Genomic DNA, 17,051 nt, shown 5'->3' with positions numbered 1-17,051 from the left:
AAAGCTCCCGCATGATTCCCTGGGAAAAACTCGATACCGCCAAAATCCCCGGCTCCGATGAAGAGCTTCGCCTGATGCGGCGAGGCAAGGAGTTTTCCATCAAGCTCGGTAGCAACGAGCTGATGAACAGCCGTCTGTCGGGCTCGGAGGCCGCCCTTGCGACGCTTGCGGCGAAGCAGATCGAAAAGCTCGGAAAGCCGGTCGTCCTCATCGGCGGGTTGGGCATGGGCTTCACGCTGCGTGCGGCGCTTGCCGTGCTTGGAAGCAAGGCGAAGATCGTCGTCTCCGAACTTGTGCCGGCGGTGGTCACCTGGGCGCGCGGGCCGATGGCGCAAGTCTTTGGCGACAGCCTCGATGATGCCAGGGTGAGCATCCAGGAAACCGACGTTGGCGAAATCATCCGTGCGCATCGATCGGCTTTCGACGCCATTCTCCTCGACGTCGACAACGGACCGGAAGGGCTGACCCGGAAGGGTAACGATACGCTCTACGATGCGAGTGGGTTGAAGGCGGCGAAGGCGGCGCTACGGCCGGGAGGCGTGCTCGCCGTCTGGTCTTCGGGACCCAACCCGGCATTCACCAAGCGTCTTGGCAGCGCAGGTTTCGACGTTAATGAAGTTAATATCCGCGCGACCGGCAGAGGTGGTGGCGCGCGCCATGTGATCTGGATCGCGAAGAAGAGCTAGGCCGCCTGCGTCGCTCTTGTAGGGTGGACAAACCAAAGCGACTTGTCGGCCGTAGCTCGCAGAGCGAAGGCGGAAGCGTGCCCACCATTTTTATCGTTGTCGTGGAGCGACGGTGGGCACGGCGCGCAAAGACGAACTGGTGTTGTTGTTCGCAGGATTTTCCGGATCGGCTACGCCGCCTGTGCTGCCGCGCCATGGGCGTGCTTGTCGATAGCGTCGATGATCTCAGGCCAGAACCGCGCGGGCAGTGCATGGCCCATGCCTTCGATCATCAACAGCTTTGCGCCTGGGACCGAAGCCGCCGTGTCCTGGCCGCCTTCCGGCCGCACCAGCGGATCGACCGTGCCGTGGATCACCAGCGTCGGCGTCTTGACGCTGTGCAGCCGTTCCTTGCGGCTGCCGGAGGCGAGCACGGCGCGGAGTTGGCGACCGACGCCGGCCGGATTGAGCCCGCGGGCAAACACGCGTTCGGCGCGGCCAGGATCGAGCGCTTCCTCCTCCGGAAACGAACCCACGCGCAACACCTTCCATGTCTCACCGTAGCGGACGATGAACTCTTCCTTGCTGCGCGGCGGCGGCGCCATCAGCATCGCGGCGGCCTCGCGGGTCGGCGGCGGCACGCGCGGATTTCCGGTCGTCGACATGATCGAGGTCAGCGAGCGCACGCGCTCGGGAAACGAGAGCGTCACCTCCTGCGCGATCATACCGCCCATGGAGGCGCCGACCAAATGCGCCGACTGGATGCCCAGCGCATCCATCAGGCCGACGGTGTCCCTCGCCATGTCGATCAGCTTGTAGGTCGCGGCCACGGGAATCCTGAGGAAGCGCAGCTTCAAGAGCTCCAGCGGCGTCAGGCGCTTGCCGCCGCTCAAATGGCTGGACTTGCCGATGTCGCGATTGTCGAAACGGATCACGCGAAAGCCGCGCGCGGCGAGCTGCTCGCAGAAACCATCGTCCCAGTGGATCATCTGCGCCCCGAGCCCCATGATCAGCAGCAGCGGCTCGGCGTGGTCATTGCCGAAGATCTCGTAGCAAATATCGATGCCGTTGGCGCGGACGGTCTGTGGCGGTTGATGGGCGGAGGCGGTCACGGGCGCGTTCCCTCAAGTTCTCGATCGTTGCTGTATCGCATGGTTTCCTCGCGCGAAGAAGCCGTGTTCGCCACAGCTGTCGCTTGCCGGTTGACCGGCACCTCGCAACGGTGTGGTATGACCGAAAAAGCAGGGCACATGCCCTCCACATCCGGAGGATTCTGATGGCCGACGAGATCACCGATCCGGTCGCCTTGTGGCAGAAGATGGTTGGCGAGATGGAAAAGGGCTTCAACTCCTTCGCCACCAAGGCGATGGAGACACCCGAATTCTCGCAGGCCGTGAATCGTGCGGGCGGCGTTGCTGCAGGTGCTCAGAAGCAGTTCGGCGATCTCATGGAGAAATACCTGCTCTCGATGAACCTGCCGAGCCGTGAGCAGATGACCGGGATCGCCGAGCGGCTGCAAGCGATCGAAGGCCAGATCGGCGAGATCAAGTCGATGCTAAGCCAGATGTCGTCCAACTCGGGCGACGCGCAGATCGGTGGGGCGCCGCGGCCGCCGCGCACCAAGCGTCCGCCCTCCGAAGGCGGAGAGCAAAAATGAACGCGCCGACGGGACTCGATCTCGCGAGCATTCCGGAGCGCATCCAGTCCGAGGTGCAGCGCGCGATCCAGCGCAGCATCAAGGGCGTCGAATATTTCTCGACCTCCGGTCCCACGCTCGGCTCGACGCCGAAAGACGTGCTGCATTCGCGCGGCACGATGAGCCTTTATCACTATCGGCCGATGTCCGACGAGATCTATCGCGTGCCGGTCCTGGTCGTGATGGCGACCACCAACCGCGGCTACATCCTCGATCTCGTGCCCGGCCAGAGCTTCATCGAGTTCCTGCTGAAGCGCGGCTACGACGTCTACATGCTCGACTGGAGCGCGCCTCGGCCGGAGGAAAAGAGCCTGCGGATGGAGGATTACGTTCTCGACTTCATCCCGGATTGCATCCGCCGCGTACAGCAGGATTCCGGCGAGCAGGACGTCTCCGTCATCGGCTATTGCTTCGGCGGTGTGCTCTCGCTGCTCTATGGCTCGATCGTCCCGGACGGGCCTATGAAGAACTTGATCTGCTTCACCACGCCGATCGATTTCCGCGAGATGAAGCTGTTCTCCAATTTCTCCGACCGCCGCTATTTCGATGTCGACCGCCTCGTCGACAGCGTCGGCAACGTGCCGCCGGAGATGATCCTGTCATCGTTCGAGATGCTGCGCCCCGCCTCGCGCACCGTGAGCCAGATCCAGCTCTGGGAGAACATCTGGAACGACGAATTCGTGAAGTCGTATCGCATGTTCGATCGCTGGGCGACCGACACGCTGCCGCTCGCGGGCGAATATTTCCGTACCATCACCAAAGACCTGATGTGGGACAACAAGCTGTTCAACGACACCATGTCGGTCGGCGGCCGCGCGGCCAAGCTCGAGAACATCAAGGTGCCGTTCCTGCACGCCGTCGCCGAACATGATCACATCGTGCCTTATGACGCGGCAAAACATCTGATCGCGAAGATCGGATCCGAGGACAAGGAAGAGGTGATGCTCAAGGGCGGTCACGTCTCCCTCGTCGCCGGCGCCAACGCGGTGAAGCGGCTGTGGCCAAAACTAGATTCCTGGCTGGGGACAAGATCGACATGAGTGAACAGCGAGCCTATCCACGTCGGGTCAAGACCGAGGCCGGCGAGATCGAGATCCGCCTGATGTCGCCCGCGGACGAAGCCGCCGTGCTGGCCTTCGGCAAGGGCCTGCCGAGCCATGATCTGTTGTTTCTACCGCGCAACATCAGCGAGCCAAAAGTGCTCTCGGCCTGGGTCAAGGAAATCGAGCGCGGCGCGATTCAGAGCCTGCTCGCGGTCAAAGACGGGAAGGTTGTCGGCTGCGGCACGCTGGTGCGCGATCCGCATTCCTGGTCGCCCCATGTCGGCGAGATCCGCATGGTGGTCTCGCCCGAGGTCCGCGGCAAGGGAGTGGGCAGGGCGCTGTCGCAAGAGACCTTTGCGCTTGCGCTCGGGGCCGGCCTCGAAAAGCTCTCGGTGCAGATGACCGTCGACCAGCAGGCGGCGATCGCGCTGTTCGAGAGCCTTGGCTTCAAGGCGGAGGCGCTGCTGCGGGACCACGTGCGGGACGTCGGCGGCAAGACCCACGACATCGTCGTGCTTGGCCACAACATCGCGCAGGTCCAGGCCCAGATGGAGGCGTACGGGCTGCCGGGCGCCGTCCAGCACTGAGCGCCTTCGCGACCCGACTGGAACCGCCCGGCTAGCAAAGCGGCACACTGCCTTCCCTCGAGGCTGATCACGATTTCGTGATATCGCGATGCAACATAGATGTTGCGACGCACAATTAACTATGCCATATAAGCCGTGCCCCGGGCCAAACGGACGGGGTGAGCCCATAGCTCAAAGCAATGAGGATGGAGAGACCCCAATGACCACCGAAACCAATACCGCTTTCGAAGGCTTCAAGGACGCATTCAAGAACATCCAGAACCTGGAAGTTCCCGAGGCCGCCCGCGAGTTCGTCAAGAAGTCCGCCAACACCGCCAAGGACCGTGCTGCCGAGGTGTTCGCTGGCTCCGAGCGCGTGACTGCCGCCGTCGAGAACGCAGTGACCGAGTCCGTCACCGAGGCCGGCAAGATTAGCCGCAACATTCAGCAGGCGATCTACGAGGACGCCGAGGCGTTCTTCTCCGGCATCGACAAGCTCGCGTCCGCCAAGTCGTTCAGCGAAGCCGTCGAGATCCAGTCGGGCCTGCTCCGTGCCCGCGGCGAAGCCTTCGTCTCGCGCGCCAAGGCGACCACCGACTATCTCGGCAAGCTCGCCGCCAACGGCGCGAAGTCCGCTCAGGACAACTTTGCCAAGGTCTACAACAAGACCGCCTGAGTCTGGCGCCCTGAGACCAAACTGAATTTGAGGCCCGCTTCGGCGGGCCTTTGTTTTTGCGCCGCGTCATCATCGGTCGTCATTCCGGGGCGCCCAAAGGGCGAACCCGGAATCTCGAGATTCCGGGTCCGGTCCTGCGGACCGTCCCGGAATGACGTAACCTTGGTGAATCATGACTGCTCCCACCACCTTCTCCTTTGACACTCCAGGCGACACCGAGCGTGCGGCCGAGCTGCGCCGCGTCAAGGCGCTGGCGACGCTGGTGCTGGCCTCGACGCTCGCGCTCTTCGTCATCGCGAAGTTGCTGCTGAACGTGCATCCTGTGTTCGGCTTCATCGCCGCCTTCGCGGAAGCCGCGACGATCGGTGGGCTCGCCGACTGGTATGCCGTGGTCGCGCTGTTCAAGCGGCCGCTGGGCCTGCCGATCCCGCATACCGCTATTATCCAGAGCAATCAGCAGCGCATCGGCGACAAGCTCGGCGAATTCATCCAGGTGCATTTTCTCGACGCCGGTCCGGTCGAGGCCAAGCTCAACGAGATCGACTTCGGCTCGTTCGTCGCGGAATGGTTGCGCGACCGCAAGCGCAGCGACGATCTGGCGCGCTTTGCGTTGCGGCTGTTGCCCGAGGCTTTTTCCGCAACCGAGACCTCCGGGCTGATGACATTCATCATTCGCCGGATGTCCTCGCAGCTTCAGGCCATTGACCTCGCGCCGCTCGCCGCCGGTACGCTGCGTGGCTTCGTTGCGGAGGGGCGGCACCAGATTCTGTTCGACGATCTCCTGCGCGTGATGCACGAGACCCTGAACCAGACGGAGACGATGGCGATGATCCGCGAGAAGGTGCGCGCGGAATTGCCGACCCTGCTCAGGCTCTATCGCGCCGACAAGTTTCTGGTGAACAAGATCGTGGCCTCGGCCACCGCCTTCTTCAATGAAGTCCGCAGCGATCCCAAACATCCGTTCCGCGGCGAGTTCGATCGCATGGTCCTGAGCTTCGTCGATCGCTTAGGCACCGACCGGGCCTATATCGATCGCATCGACGGCTTGAAGCGCGATCTGCTGGCGCGACCCGAGCTTGCCGATCTCGCCCGCACCGTCTGGGCCAACACGCGCTCCTTCATCGAGCGCAGCGCGAGCGGCGAGACGCAGGTGCTGCAGCATCATCTCGCCGGCATGTTCGTTGCCGCCGGTGAGGCGCTCGCCGGCGATGCCGAGCTGCGCGGCGAGATCAACAAGGGCCTGGTGACGGTGCTGCGAAGTTTCGTCGCCGACCAGAAGAGGGGCGTCTCGACCTTCATCTCCGACCAGGTCAAATCGTGGAATATGACGCAGCTGATTTCGCTGATCGAAATCAACATCGGCCGCGACCTGCAATACATCCGTTTCAACGGCTCGCTGATCGGCGGCCTCGCCGGGCTCACGCTCTACTCCGTAGAATTCCTGCTTCGATTGTTGTGACTTTTGCGTCACGGACGTTGGCATTCACGCACGCGCCTATTGTGGCCCCGTGTCACTCCCGCTTGAATGTCGGGAACCGGCCGCCTAGCTGATTCATGTTGCGCTGCGGAACGTTTGAGAAGCCGGCGTATTGGAATTGATACCCATTTGCCGGCATCGCGACCGGCAGCTGCCCAGGGGAAATATTGATGACCGCTTCTGCCCAGACGCTGCGTCCGCCGTCCCGCACTTTGATGTTTCTGGAAGGCCGCGCGATCCACGAACTCGGTGCATTCCTCGGCGCGCTGCCGCTGTTGAGCCTCGCGCCGCGGGGCGACGGCCATCCGGTGCTGGTGCTGCCCGGCCTCGTGGCGTCCGATACGTCGACGCGCCCGCTGCGTTCGTTTCTCGCGAGCAAGGGTTATGCGGTCGCCGGCTGGCGCCAGGGACGCAACTACGGCCTGCGCCCGGGCGTGCAGGATGCGATGCTCGATCTGATCGAGGAGCTTAACGACACGCATGGCCGCAAGGTTAGCCTGGTCGGCTGGAGCCTCGGCGGTCTCTATGCGCGCCAGCTCGCCAAGATGGTGCCGGCGCGCGTGCGCCAGGTGATCACGCTCGGCAGCCCCTTCGCGGGCGATCCCAAATCGACCAACGCCTGGCGCGTTTATGAATGGGCCAGCGGACAGCGCGCCGACCAGGCCGATCCGCGCTTTGGCGGCGACCTCGCCGCTCCACCACCGGTGCCGACCACCGCGATTTTCAGCCGCACTGACGGCGTCTGCGCCTGGCAGGGCTGCATGGAGAAATCGGGTACCCAGACCGAGAGCGTCGAGGTCGAGAGCAGCCATTGCGGCATGGGACACCATCCGGCCGCTGTTTACGCGGTGGCCGATCGCCTCGCGCAGAAGGAAGGCGCGTGGCAGCCTTTTGATCGCAGCGGCTGGCGCAGCCTGGTCTATCCCGATCCGCATCGGTAGTGCGCTTCTTCGCCTCGCCCCGCGTGCGGGGAGAGGCAGCAGCGTCGCGCCGGTCCATTGTCCCGCCTGATCAAATTGCGCTAAGCCTCGCGCATGGCGTATCCGCTCCCCCGCATCGTCGATCAGCTCAAGCGCGAGCCGTCGCGCACGGGCTCCATCGTTGTCACCGTGTTCGGCGACGCGATCGTGCCGCGCGGTGGCTCGGTGTGGCTCGGCACGCTGCTGGCGTTTTTTGAAGGCCTCGCGATCGACAGCGGCGTGGTGCGCACGGCGATGTCGCGCCTCGCCGCCGACGGCTGGCTGACGCGCGAAAAAGTCGGCCGCAACAGCTTTTATCGGCTCGCCGAAAAGGGCCGCCAGACCTTCGAGGCTGCGACCCGCCACATCTATGATCCGCCACAGTCCGACTGGACCGGTCGCTTCGAGCTCCTGCTGATCGGCAATGGCGAGGATCGGGACGCCTCGCGCGAGGCGCTGCGCAACGCGGGCTTCGGCAGTCCGTTGCCGGGCGTGTGGGTGGCGCCGTCAGGCGTGCCGGTCCCGGACGAGGCCGCGGGCGCGATCCGTCTTGAAGTCTCGGCCGAGGACGACAACGGGCGGCGTCTGCTCAGCGCAAGCTGGCCGCTCGACCGGACCGCGGAGGCCTACCTCAAGTTCATGACAATGTTCGAGCCGCTCCGCGCTGCGATCGCGCGCGGTACGTCCCTCTCCGAGGCCGACGCTTTTACCGCGCGCATCCTGCTCATCCACTACTACCGCCGCGTCGTGCTGCGCGACCCGCTATTGCCCGAGAGCCTGCTCCCTGTGGATTGGCCGGGCAGGGCCGCCCGTGAACTCTGCGGCGAGATCTATCGCGCGCTGCTCGCCCGGTCCGAGCAATGGCTGGACGCCCATGGAACCAATGAAAAGGGCGCGCTGCCGCCGGCACGGAAACTCCTGGAAAGGAGGTTCGAGGCTTGAGCTATATGTTACAGAAATATCTTGCATGAATAAATTCTTGTTATATATTGTCTCCCAATAAATCGGGAGGATGCGCATGTATACCCAGGCGCTGAACACGGCCGACACCGACGATCGCGGTCTCGAGGACGCGGCCAAGGCTGCGCAATTCCAGGCGCGCATCGACGCCGAGGAGCGGATCGAGCCGAACGACTGGATGCCGGCGGCCTATCGCAAGACGCTCACCCGCCAGATCTCCCAGCACGCCCATTCTGAAATCGTCGGCATGCTGCCCGAAGGCAACTGGATCACCCGCGCGCCGTCCCTGCGCCGCAAGGCCGCCCTTCTGGCCAAGGTGCAGGATGAGTGCGGCCACGGGCTGTATCTCTACGCCGCCGCCGAAACGCTCGGCACCTCGCGCGAAGAGCTGGTCGACGCGATGCTCGCCGGAAAAGCCAAGTACTCATCCATCTTCAACTACCCGACGCTGACCTGGGCCGATATCGGCACGATCGGCTGGCTGGTCGACGGCGCCGCGATCATGAACCAGATCCCGTTGTGCCGCTGCTCCTATGGCCCCTATGCGCGCGCGATGATCCGCGTCTGCAAGGAGGAGTCCTTTCACCAGCGGCAGGGCTACGAGATCATGCTGACGCTGTGCCGCGGCTCGGACGAACAGAAGGCGATGGCGCAGGACGCGTTGAATAGATGGTGGTGGCCGGTGCTGATGATGTTCGGCCCGCCGGATGTCGCAAGTCAGCACAGCGACACCTCGACCAGGTGGAAGATCAAGCGCTTCTCCAATGACGAGCTGCGCCAGAAGTTCGTCGATGCCACGGTGCCGCAGGCGCAATATCTCGGACTTGCCATTCCCGATTCCGGCATGATTCAGGATGCCGACGGCCACTGGCGCTACAGCGAGATCGACTGGACCGAATTCAAGCAGGTGCTGGCCGGCAACGGCCCCTGTAACCGCGATCGTATCGCCGCCCGCCGCAAGGCGCACGACGAAGGGGCTTGGGTGCGCGAGGCGGCAGCTAGCTATGCCGCGAAGCGCGCGCATCGCCAGACCGCGCAAGCCGCCGAGTAGGGAGATCGTAATGGCCACGCCGAACACGCCGCTATGGGAAGTCTTCATTCGCAGCCGCAACGGGCTCGCGCACAAGCATGTCGGCTCGCTGCATGCGAGCGACGCCACCATGGCGCTGCAGGCCGCCCGCGATATCTACACGCGCCGGGGCGAGGGCCTCTCGATCTGGGTGGTGCCGTCGACCGCGATCACCGCGAGCGATCCCGCCGAGAAGGGCATGATGTTCGAGCCGGCGGAATCGAAGATCTACCGGCACCCGACCTTCTACGAGGTCCCGGAAGAAGTGGGGCACATGTGATGGCGAGCGCCAACATCCAGATCGCCGAAACGCCGCTGGTGCTCTACGCGCTGCGCCGCGCCGACGATGCGCTGATCCTCGGCCATCGGCTGTCGGAGTGGTGCGGACACGGGCCGATGCTGGAAGAGGACATGGCGCTCTCCAACATCGCACTCGACCTCATCGGCCAGGCCCGCGAACTCTATACCTACGCCGCCAAGGTCGAAGGCAAGGACCACGACGAGGACAAGCTCGCCTATTTGCGCGATGTCCGGCAGTACCGCAATCTGCTGCTGCTCGAGCAACCGAACGGCGACTTCGCGCAGACCCTGGTGCGGCAGTTCTTTTATTCCGCCTTCGCCGATCTCTACTGGCGCGCAATGATGAGCTCGCGCGATGCGACGCTCGCGGCCATTGCCGCCAAGTCGGAGAAGGAGAGCGCCTATCACCTGCGCCATGCCTCGGAATGGATCATCCGGCTCGGCGACGGCACGGACGAAAGCCACGCCCGCGCGCAGACTGCGATCGATCACCTCTGGGCCTTTACCGGAGAGATGTTCGCGGTGGATGAAGGGGAGCGCGCTCTGATCGATGCCGGTGTCGCCATCGATCCCGGCAGCTTGCGCGGTCGCTGGCTGGCGACGCTCGCCGGTGTCATCGGCGAAGCAACGCTCGAGCTGCCGCAGACCGACTGGATGCAGCAGGGCGGCCGTGCCGGACGTCACAGCGAGCATCTCGGCCATCTCCTGTCCGAGCTGCAATCGATGCAGCGGACGTTTCCGGGGCTGACATGGTGACCGTGCTGGAACACGACAGCGAATTGCGTCGGCGCGCCTGGGACGCCGCGGCGAGCGTGGTCGATCCCGAAATTCCGGTGCTGACCATCGCCGATCTCGGCGTGTTGCGCGATGTGACCTTGAGCGGCGATCACGTCGAAGTCGCGATCACGCCGACCTATTCGGGCTGCCCGGCCATGAACATGATCGCGCTCGAAATCGAGCTCGCGTTGGAACGCGCCGGCTTTCGTCATCCGAAGGTTCGCACGGTTCTGTCGCCGGCCTGGTCCACGGACTGGATGAGCGAGGAGGGGCGCCTCAAGCTGCGCGCCTATGGCATCGCACCGCCGCAGGCTGCGAGCTCACGCCGCGCACTGTTCGGCGAGCAGGCCGTCGCGTGCCCGCAATGCGGCTCGGAGAAGACCGAACTCCTGTCCGAATTCGGCTCGACCTCCTGCAAGGCGCTGTGGCGCTGCCAGGCGTGCCGCGAACCTTTCGACTATTTCAAGTGTCATTGAGAGAAGCACCATGCCAACCCCGCCGTCATTGCGAGTGAAGCGAAGTAATCCAGACTGCCTCCGCGGACATAGTCTGGATTGCTTCGTCGCAAGAGCTCCTCGCAATGACGGCGGTGGGATCAATGTAGGGTGTCCATGATGTCCGCAGCCGCCCCGCGCTTCCACCGCCTGGCCGTCAGCGATCTCCGTCGCGAAGCGTCCGATGCCGTTTCGATGACCTTCACCATTCCCGGCGATCTCGCCGGTGACTATGCTTTCTCCCCCGGCCAGTATCTCACGCTCCGCACCACCCTCGACGGCGAGGAGGTGCGCCGCTCCTATTCCATCTGCTCCGGCCCCGACGACGGCGAGATCCGCATCGCGGTGAAGAAGGTCGACGGCGGCGCGTTTTCGAGCTGGGCGGCGGACGAACTCAAATGCGGTGACGAGCTCGATGTGATGACGCCGACCGGACGTTTCGGTGCGATCGCGCCGGCGGAGGTCGGCCGAATCCATGTCGGCTTCGCTGCCGGCTCCGGCATCACGCCGATCCTGTCAATCGTGAAGGGCATTCTGGCCCGCGAACGCAGTAGTCGCTTTTTCCTGTTCTACGGCAACCGCGCGACCGACAACATCATGTTCCTCGAGGCGCTCGAGGAGCTGAAGGATCGCTTCATCGACCGCCTCTCGATCTTCCACGTCATCTCCGGTGAGGAGCAGGACATCCCGATCCTGCATGGCCGGCTTGACGGCGACAAGGTGAGGGTGCTGCTACGCTCACTGGTGCCGGCCGCGAGCGTCGATCATGTCTTCGTCTGCGGTCCGCTTGGCATGAGCGAGGACATCGAGGCGACCTGCCGCGATCTCGGCATCGCCGACGATCGCATCCATGTCGAGCGCTTCGTCTCGGAATTTGGCGGCAAGCCGCGGCCGAAGAAAATCGTTGCGCCCGATGCGCCGCCGAAGGCCATTGCCTCCCTGATCATCGACGGCAAGCGCCGCGACGTGCCGGTTGCCGAGGATGAGGCGATCCTCGATGCCGCGCTGCGTGCCGGCGTCGATCTGCCTTTCGCCTGCAAGGGTGGCATGTGCTCGACTTGTCGTGCGAAGCTGGTCGAAGGTGAGGCCCCGATGGACATCAACTATTCACTGGAGCCGTGGGAGCTGAAGGCCGGTTTTATCCTGACCTGCCAGGCCAAGCCCTCGTCGGAGCGGGTCGTGGTCGATTACGACCACGTTTGACAGCTTGAACCAACCAGCAGAACATTAGGAGCAAACAATTGGCCGGGAGAAGCGCGTGAACGTCAAAGCCGCCTTGTCACCCGAGGACGTGGCCCGCGCCTGTGCCGATGCAATGTGGGCGGAGGACGATGCGTCCAAAGGCCTCGGCATGGAGATCGTCGAGGTTGGCCCGGGCTTTGCGACATTGGCAATGACGGTGCGGCCGGACATGGTCAACGGTCAGCGCATCGCCCATGGCGGCTTCATCTTCACGCTCGCCGATTCCGCCTTCGCCTTCGCCTGCAATTCGCACAATGATCGCGTCGTTGCGGCGCAGGGCCAGATCACTTTCATCAGACCGGGCAAGCTTGGCGATCGGCTGGTTGCGAAGGCGCGCGAGATCAGCCGCAGCGGCCGCTCCGGCATCTATGATGTGCGCGTCACAGCCGGCGACACTGTCGTCGCCGAATTCCGCGGGCATTCGCGTGTGATTCCCGGCACCTGGCTGTCGGCGCAAGATCAATAAACACAAGAACAAATCAATGTGGGGAAACAAGGATGGCTTCGACGAAGCTGATGGAAGGCGGCCCTACCTATAGGCCCGAGCTGGACGCGCATGAGCGTGCGTCGCGCGACGAGATCATGGCCTTGCAGACGCAGCGCCTCGCCTGGTCGCTGAAGCACGCCTACGACAACGTCGCGCATTATCGCAAAGCCTTCGACGCAGCCGGCGTGCATCCGTCGGATTTTCGCGAGCTGTCCGACCTTGCGAAATTCCCTTTCACTGTAAAGACGGATCTGCGCGACAACTATCCCTTCAACATGTTTGCCGTGCCGCGCGAAAAGCTGGTGCGGGTGCATGCTTCGTCCGGCACGACGGGCAAGCCGATCGTCGTCGGCTACACCCAGCGCGACATCGACACCTGGTCGGACGTGATGGCGCGCTCGATCCGCGCCGCCGGCGGCCGCACCGGCATGATCATCCACAACGCCTATGGTTACGGCCTGTTTACGGGTGGCCTCGGCGTGCACTACGGCGCTGAAAGGCTGGGCTGCACAGTGGTGCCGATCTCGGGCGGCATGACCGAGCGGCAGGTGCAGCTCATCAACGATTTCCGGCCCGACATCATCACGGTGACGCCGAGCTACATGCTGGCGATCCTCGACGAGTTCAAGCGCCAGAAGCTCGATCCGCGCCAGTGCTCGCTCAAGGTCGGCATCTTTGGTGCCGAGCCCTGGACCAATGCGATGCGCGGCGAGATCGAGGATGCCTTCGACATGGACGCGACCGATATCTATGGCCTTTCCGAGGTGATCGGCCCCGGCGTCGCGCAGGAGTGCATCGAAACCAAGGACGGCCTGCACATCTGGGAGGACCATTTTTATCCCGAAGTGATCGACCCCGAGACCGGTGCAGTGCTGCCGGATGGCGAGAAGGGCGAGCTGGTCTTCACCTCGCTCACCAAGGAAGCTTTTCCGGTGATCCGCTATCGCACCCGCGACCTGACGCGGCTGCTGCCGGGCACAGCGCGGCCCGGTATGCGGCGGATGGAGAAGGTGACCGGGCGCTCGGACGACATGATCATCTTGCGCGGCGTCAACCTGTTCCCGACCCAGATCGAGGAAGTGCTGCTCGCGACCGACTGGTGCGGCGGACACTTCGTGCTGGAGCTCACCCGCGAGGGCCGAATGGACGAGCTGACTATCATCGCGGAAGCTCGCGCGGAGAGCTGGGACGGCAGGGGGCTCGTTGACCACGCCGATCGGATATCGACCCACATCAAGAACACGATCGGCATCAGCTCCAGGGTGCGGGTGGTTGCGCCCGCCACGCTTGAGCGCTCGCTCGGCAAGGCCAAGCGCCTCTTCGACAAGCGGCCGAAGGATTAGGTCTTACCCCTCATGGTGAGGAGGCGCGTAGCGCCGTCTCGAACCATGCAGGCCAGGATACTGCACGCGGGCCTTCATCCTTCGAGACGCCGCTGGCGCGGCTCCTCAGGATGAGGGGAGGCAGGTTGACTTGGGTCTCTCCAAGGGCGACAAGGCCCGCGAGAAATCGTGGGTTTTCGATGTCATCAGCCGATTCCAAAACCACCGAAGCGCGCTGCGTTCGCCTCAATGCCAAGGCCGAGAACGTCGCCGCGATTGCGCCGGTGGTTGAGCGTCACACGCTCACGCGCGGTCCGAACGATCTCCTGATCGAACTCAAGGCCGCCGCCGTCAATCCGTCCGACGTCAAGGCCGCAACCGGACTGATGCCCTATGCCATCTTCCCGCGTACGCCTGGCCGCGACTATGCCGGCGTGGTCGTCGAGGGGCCGGCGGGCTCGGTCGGACGCGACGTGTTCGGCTCCTCCGGCGATCTCGGCATCCGTCGTGACGGCACGCACGCCACCCATCTCGTCGTCGAGGCCGATGCCGTGGTGGAGAAGCCGGAGGCGGTGTCCTGGGAGGAGGCCGCCGGCATCGGTGTTCCCTTTGTCACCGCCATGGAAGGTTTTCAGCGCGCCGGCGTGCCCTGCAGCGGCGAGACGGTTTTGGTGTTCGGCGTCAACGGCAAGGTCGGCCAGGCCGCGGTGCAGATCGCGACCTGGCAGGGCGCGCGCGTCATCGGCGTGGTTCGCAAGGCCGAAGGCTATGAAGGCCACAGCAACGCGCCCATCGACGTGATCGACGCCTCTGTCGACGACGTCGCCTCGCGCGTGCGCGAACTGACCGGAGGCAAGGGCGCCGAGATCGTCTTCAACACCGTGGGCGATCCCTATTTCCAGGCCGCGCACAAATCGCTCGGCTTGCGCGGCCGGCAGATTCTGATCGCCGCGATCAACCCGATCGTGCAGTTCAACATCCTCGAGTTCTACCGGGGACAGCACACTTACGTCGGCATCGACACGCTCGGCCTGCCGTCGATCGCGACAGGCGCGGTGCTACGCCACCTCGCTCCGGGCTTTGCCGGCGGGCATCTGAAGCCATTCCCGATCAAGGCAAGCGCCGTCTATCCGCTCGTGCGCGCCAAGGAGGCCTACGCTGCCGTCGCTGGCTCCTCGCGCGACCGGGTCATCCTGAAGCCGTAACACACCGTCATTGCGAGCGCAGCGAAGCAATCCAAAAATGCATCCGACGAGACAGACTGGATTGCTTCGCTGCGCTCGCAATGACGAAGAGACCTGAGAGCAACTGATGGAAGCCAACCAACTCGTCATCCTTGCCGGCCTCGGCATCGGCCTGGTCTACGGCGCCGTCGGCCTGCTCAGCGGCTTCTGCCTGATGAGCAGCATGCGCGGCTATCTTGTGGAGGGAGACGGTCGACTGGTGCGGACCTATGCGCTGGCGATCGCCGTTGCGATCGCGGCCAGCCAGTACCTCGCCGGCAGTGGCGCGGTCGATATGGGCAAGTCGATTTATCTGCAACAAACGTTTTCGGCGCCGGTGCTGTTTCTCGGCGGTCTTCTGTTTGGCTACGGCATGGTGCTGTCAAACGGCTGCGGCTCGCGCGCGCTGGTGCTGCTTGGGCGTGGCAATCTCCGTTCTTTCGTTGTCGTCATCGTGCTGGCGATCTCTGCGCAGATGACGCTCAAAGGCCTGATCGCGCCTGCTCGCATCGCGCTGGTTCAAGCGTCGCAGACGACGGTCAACACGAATTCGCTGCCGTCCCTGCTGGCGGCGCTCGGTCCCGGTGAAGCAATCTCGCGCGCGCTGGCCGCTGCCGCGATCGTCGTGGCGCTGACCCTGTTTGCTTTTGCGCACCCGGCGTTCCGGCGCTCGCCGGGCCAGGTCATGGCGGGCGTCATCGTCGGTCTCCTCGTTGCGGGCGGCTGGTTCGTTACCGGCTATCTCGGTGCCGACGACTTTAATCCGGTCCAGGTGACGTCGCTCACCTTCATCGCGCCGATCGCGGATGCCGTGCAATATGCCATGCTCTCGACCGGCCTGAGCCTGAATTTCGGCATTGCGACGGTTGCCGGCGTCTGCGCCGGCAGTCTGGCCACCGCGCTCGCAACAGGCCGCTTTCATCTCGAGGGTTATTCATCGCCACGCCATATGCTGCGCTCGGCCGGTGGCGCCGCGCTGATGGGGATCGGCGGCGTGATGGCGTTCGGATGCTCGATCGGGCAGGGCTTGACGGGGCTCTCGACGCTTGCGATGGGCTCGTTCATCGCGGTGGCCGGCATTCTGATCGGCACCGTCGCGGGCCTGCGCGGTGCGCTACGCGTTCAACCCTTAGCGACGGCCTGAGTGCGCAGCAGGCGGTCCCCCAATGTCGCAAGACCGATGCCGGCGACAATCAGCCCGGCCGCGATCACGAGGCTTATATCGATGGGCTCACCGAGCAGGATCGCGGCGCTGGCGATACCGACGAGGGGCGTGCCGGTGGTGCCGAGCGAAGTCGTCAGCGCCGAGATGCTCTTGTTGACCATCGACATCGCCCAATAGGCCAGCGCCGTCCCGATCAGGCCGGAATACAGAAACAGCAACACGAGTCTCCACGACCATTCTGCGTGCGGTAAGCTATGTGTGATCGCCGCCGATCCAGTCAGCACGATCGTTGCGACGAGCACCTGCCAGATCAGAAGCTGAAGGGGCGACGCGATCCAACGGTGCGCGCGGATATAGATGATGTTCGCAGCCCAGGAGATCGCGGCCAGGATGACCATGCCGGCGCCGAGCACGACGTTGGTATTGGTCCAGTCAATCGATGCCGGGTTCAGGATCACGGCAAGGCCGATCAGCCCGAGCAGGGCGCCGGCGAGCTTTGGCGCGGTCAGCGTATCTTTCCCGAGCAGAGGCGCGGCGATCGCGACCCAGAGCGGCGTGGTGTAGCCGAGCACGATAGCCTTGCTCGCAGGCAGGAAGCGCACACCCGCCGCAACCAGGACCGAGAACACCGTCATGTGCAGCAGCGCCACGCTCAGGACCACAGGAATGTCGCGCCGCTCCGGAATCACCAGATTGTTGCTCAGTCGGAGGATCACGAACAATGCAGCTAGGGCGATCCAGCTCCGGATCGCCGAAGTCCACAGTGGCGGGAGGAACTGAACGAGCTGCTTCGTCACGGACCAGTTCACGCCCCAGGCCAGCACGACGATGAGAAACAGCCCGATTGCCGTGCGGGGAGACATGGAAGGGTTCATTGCAACATCCTTGAAGCAGTCCGATGCAGTGGATAGCATCCGGATTGGCACCTGA

19 protein-coding genes are annotated in these 17,051 nt (G+C 64.0%); 17 read left to right on the top strand and 2 right to left on the bottom strand.

The window, feature by feature from the left end; all coding sequences use genetic code 11:
- Nucleotides 1-11 precede the first annotated feature (11 nt).
- Complete coding sequence (locus AC0L2O_RS00445; protein WP_473368303.1) at nt 12-686, top strand: spermidine synthase; 675 nt, start codon at nt 12-14, stop codon at nt 684-686.
- Between the two features lie 170 nt (nt 687-856).
- Here AC0L2O_RS00445 and AC0L2O_RS00440 read toward each other — a convergent pair whose 3' ends face one another.
- Complete coding sequence (locus AC0L2O_RS00440; protein WP_473368302.1) at nt 857-1,777, bottom strand: alpha/beta fold hydrolase; 921 nt, start codon at nt 1,775-1,777, stop codon at nt 857-859.
- A 164-nt stretch (nt 1,778-1,941) separates the two neighbouring features.
- Here AC0L2O_RS00440 and AC0L2O_RS00435 point away from each other — a divergent pair, with 164 nt between their 5' ends.
- The 16 genes from AC0L2O_RS00435 (at nt 1,942) to AC0L2O_RS00360 (ending at nt 16,100) form a co-directional block, all read left to right on the top strand.
- Entirely contained in the window at nt 1,942-2,322 is a 381-nt protein-coding gene (locus tag AC0L2O_RS00435) for a hypothetical protein (RefSeq protein WP_369725412.1), read from the top strand.
- A complete protein-coding gene (locus tag AC0L2O_RS00430) occupies nt 2,319-3,401 on the top strand; it encodes an alpha/beta fold hydrolase (protein ID WP_473368301.1) in 1,083 nt (360 codons plus the stop codon). Before AC0L2O_RS00435 ends, AC0L2O_RS00430 begins: the two co-directional genes overlap by 4 nt.
- Nucleotides 3,398-3,991 carry a GNAT family N-acetyltransferase gene (locus tag AC0L2O_RS00425; RefSeq protein WP_409189597.1) on the top strand — a complete coding sequence of 198 codons (594 nt, stop codon included), beginning with the start codon at nt 3,398-3,400 and terminating at the stop codon, nt 3,989-3,991. Before AC0L2O_RS00430 ends, AC0L2O_RS00425 begins: the two co-directional genes overlap by 4 nt.
- Before the next feature lie 199 nt (nt 3,992-4,190).
- Nucleotides 4,191-4,646, top strand: a complete 456-nt coding sequence (locus tag AC0L2O_RS00420) for a phasin (RefSeq protein ID WP_100179008.1) — start codon at nt 4,191-4,193, stop codon at nt 4,644-4,646.
- A gap of 172 nt (nt 4,647-4,818) precedes the next feature.
- Nucleotides 4,819-6,105, top strand: a complete 1,287-nt coding sequence (locus AC0L2O_RS00415) for a DUF445 domain-containing protein (RefSeq protein WP_409189595.1) — start codon at nt 4,819-4,821, stop codon at nt 6,103-6,105.
- Between the two features lie 188 nt (nt 6,106-6,293).
- Nucleotides 6,294-7,064, top strand: a complete 771-nt coding sequence (locus AC0L2O_RS00410; protein WP_473368300.1) for an esterase/lipase family protein — start codon at nt 6,294-6,296, stop codon at nt 7,062-7,064.
- A gap of 93 nt (nt 7,065-7,157) precedes the next feature.
- Nucleotides 7,158-8,024 (top strand): phenylacetic acid degradation operon negative regulatory protein PaaX, encoded by an 867-nt coding sequence (gene paaX / locus AC0L2O_RS00405; protein WP_473368299.1) that lies wholly within the window; start codon nt 7,158-7,160, stop codon nt 8,022-8,024.
- Between the two features lie 76 nt (nt 8,025-8,100).
- Nucleotides 8,101-9,093 carry a 1,2-phenylacetyl-CoA epoxidase subunit PaaA gene (gene paaA / locus AC0L2O_RS00400; protein WP_473368298.1) on the top strand — a complete coding sequence of 331 codons (993 nt, stop codon included), beginning with the start codon at nt 8,101-8,103 and terminating at the stop codon, nt 9,091-9,093.
- Between the two features lie 10 nt (nt 9,094-9,103).
- Nucleotides 9,104-9,391 (top strand): 1,2-phenylacetyl-CoA epoxidase subunit PaaB, encoded by a 288-nt coding sequence (gene paaB, locus AC0L2O_RS00395; protein ID WP_008136594.1) that lies wholly within the window; start codon nt 9,104-9,106, stop codon nt 9,389-9,391.
- Complete coding sequence (gene paaC / locus AC0L2O_RS00390) at nt 9,391-10,167, top strand: 1,2-phenylacetyl-CoA epoxidase subunit PaaC (RefSeq protein WP_473368297.1); 777 nt, start codon at nt 9,391-9,393, stop codon at nt 10,165-10,167. The genes paaB and paaC overlap by 1 nt, the downstream gene beginning before the upstream one ends.
- A complete protein-coding gene (gene paaD / locus AC0L2O_RS00385; protein WP_473368296.1) occupies nt 10,161-10,664 on the top strand; it encodes a 1,2-phenylacetyl-CoA epoxidase subunit PaaD in 504 nt (167 codons plus the stop codon). The genes paaC and paaD overlap by 7 nt, the downstream gene beginning before the upstream one ends.
- A 138-nt stretch (nt 10,665-10,802) precedes the next feature.
- A complete protein-coding gene (paaE, locus tag AC0L2O_RS00380) occupies nt 10,803-11,885 on the top strand; it encodes a 1,2-phenylacetyl-CoA epoxidase subunit PaaE (protein ID WP_473368295.1) in 1,083 nt (360 codons plus the stop codon).
- A 55-nt stretch (nt 11,886-11,940) separates the two neighbouring features.
- On the top strand, nt 11,941-12,390 hold the full coding sequence (paaI, locus tag AC0L2O_RS00375) for a hydroxyphenylacetyl-CoA thioesterase PaaI (RefSeq protein ID WP_473368294.1): 450 nt from the start codon (nt 11,941-11,943) through the stop codon (nt 12,388-12,390).
- A 32-nt stretch (nt 12,391-12,422) separates the two neighbouring features.
- Nucleotides 12,423-13,754 carry a phenylacetate--CoA ligase PaaK gene (gene paaK / locus AC0L2O_RS00370; RefSeq protein ID WP_369725390.1) on the top strand — a complete coding sequence of 444 codons (1,332 nt, stop codon included), beginning with the start codon at nt 12,423-12,425 and terminating at the stop codon, nt 13,752-13,754.
- Nucleotides 13,755-13,933: 179 nt separating this feature from the next.
- Nucleotides 13,934-14,938 (top strand): quinone oxidoreductase family protein, encoded by a 1,005-nt coding sequence (locus AC0L2O_RS00365; RefSeq protein ID WP_369725388.1) that lies wholly within the window; start codon nt 13,934-13,936, stop codon nt 14,936-14,938.
- Nucleotides 14,939-15,044: 106 nt separating this feature from the next.
- Nucleotides 15,045-16,100, top strand: coding sequence for a YeeE/YedE family protein (locus AC0L2O_RS00360; RefSeq protein WP_473368293.1), 1,056 nt, complete (start codon nt 15,045-15,047; stop codon nt 16,098-16,100).
- Here the strand turns inward: AC0L2O_RS00360 and AC0L2O_RS00355 are convergent.
- Nucleotides 16,079-16,996, bottom strand: coding sequence for a DMT family transporter (locus AC0L2O_RS00355; protein ID WP_473368292.1), 918 nt, complete (start codon nt 16,994-16,996; stop codon nt 16,079-16,081). The two genes, AC0L2O_RS00360 and AC0L2O_RS00355, sit on opposite strands and share 22 nt — an antisense overlap.
- Nucleotides 16,997-17,051: the final 55 nt, after the last annotated feature.

It is taken from the genome of Bradyrhizobium sp. Kon10 (genome assembly GCF_055807395.1).
The sequence above is the reverse complement of the archived record's forward strand: the minus strand, read 5'-3'. Positions and strand labels throughout refer to the sequence as shown.

Excerpts from the sequence above, each read along its gene's own strand:
- AC0L2O_RS00445 (WP_473368303.1), top strand. The coding sequence starts at position 12 with ATGATTCCCTGGGAAAAACTCGATACCGCCAAAATCCCCGGCTCCGAT.
- AC0L2O_RS00435 (WP_369725412.1), top strand. The coding sequence starts at position 1,942 with ATGGCCGACGAGATCACCGATCCGGTCGCCTTGTGGCAGAAGATGGTT.
- AC0L2O_RS00430 (WP_473368301.1), top strand. The coding sequence starts at position 2,319 with ATGAACGCGCCGACGGGACTCGATCTCGCGAGCATTCCGGAGCGCATC.
- AC0L2O_RS00425 (WP_409189597.1), top strand. The coding sequence starts at position 3,398 with ATGAGTGAACAGCGAGCCTATCCACGTCGGGTCAAGACCGAGGCCGGC.
- AC0L2O_RS00420 (WP_100179008.1), top strand. The coding sequence starts at position 4,191 with ATGACCACCGAAACCAATACCGCTTTCGAAGGCTTCAAGGACGCATTC.
- AC0L2O_RS00415 (WP_409189595.1), top strand. The coding sequence starts at position 4,819 with ATGACTGCTCCCACCACCTTCTCCTTTGACACTCCAGGCGACACCGAG.
- AC0L2O_RS00410 (WP_473368300.1), top strand. The coding sequence starts at position 6,294 with ATGACCGCTTCTGCCCAGACGCTGCGTCCGCCGTCCCGCACTTTGATG.
- paaX (WP_473368299.1), top strand. The coding sequence starts at position 7,158 with ATGGCGTATCCGCTCCCCCGCATCGTCGATCAGCTCAAGCGCGAGCCG.
- paaA (WP_473368298.1), top strand. The coding sequence starts at position 8,101 with ATGTATACCCAGGCGCTGAACACGGCCGACACCGACGATCGCGGTCTC.
- paaB (WP_008136594.1), top strand. The coding sequence starts at position 9,104 with ATGGCCACGCCGAACACGCCGCTATGGGAAGTCTTCATTCGCAGCCGC.
- paaC (WP_473368297.1), top strand. The coding sequence starts at position 9,391 with ATGGCGAGCGCCAACATCCAGATCGCCGAAACGCCGCTGGTGCTCTAC.
- paaD (WP_473368296.1), top strand. The coding sequence starts at position 10,161 with ATGGTGACCGTGCTGGAACACGACAGCGAATTGCGTCGGCGCGCCTGG.
- paaE (WP_473368295.1), top strand. The coding sequence starts at position 10,803 with ATGTCCGCAGCCGCCCCGCGCTTCCACCGCCTGGCCGTCAGCGATCTC.
- paaK (WP_369725390.1), top strand. The coding sequence starts at position 12,423 with ATGGCTTCGACGAAGCTGATGGAAGGCGGCCCTACCTATAGGCCCGAG.
- AC0L2O_RS00365 (WP_369725388.1), top strand. The coding sequence starts at position 13,934 with ATGTCATCAGCCGATTCCAAAACCACCGAAGCGCGCTGCGTTCGCCTC.
- AC0L2O_RS00360 (WP_473368293.1), top strand. The coding sequence starts at position 15,045 with ATGGAAGCCAACCAACTCGTCATCCTTGCCGGCCTCGGCATCGGCCTG.
- AC0L2O_RS00355 (WP_473368292.1), bottom strand. The coding sequence starts at position 16,996 with ATGAACCCTTCCATGTCTCCCCGCACGGCAATCGGGCTGTTTCTCATC.